The organism is Pseudonocardia sp. SID8383 (genome assembly GCF_009864975.1).
Taxonomy (GTDB): domain Bacteria; phylum Actinomycetota; class Actinomycetes; order Mycobacteriales; family Pseudonocardiaceae; genus Pseudonocardia; species Pseudonocardia alni.
This window is the reverse complement of record NZ_WWFY01000202.1, coordinates 1-227: the sequence shown is the minus strand read 5'-3', so window position 1 is coordinate 227 and position 227 is coordinate 1. Positions and strand designations below refer to the sequence as shown.

The window sequence follows — 227 nt, the reverse complement described above, 5'->3', positions numbered from 1 at the left end:
CCTGCGGCACCAGCACGCTCCAGCTGGACAGCCCGAACAGCCGCACCGACAGCCCGATCGGCCACAGCGCACCCGGCGCCTTGTCGACGGTGATGCCACCGGCCGCGTCGGAGGCGCCGAAGAACCACGCCGACCAGCTCTGCCCGCCTGCCTGCGCGGCCGCCGCGTAGAACGCGTTGGCCCAGCCCGAGGCCGACAGCCCCCACAGGTACAGCGCGGCCGCCGCG

General features: G+C 75.3%; 1 pseudogene. It reads right to left on the bottom strand.

The features are described from left to right. A pseudogene (locus GTW08_RS04760) lies at positions 1 to 214 on the bottom strand (glycosyl transferase); the annotation flags it as partial. Between the last annotated feature and the right edge of the window lie 13 nt (positions 215 to 227).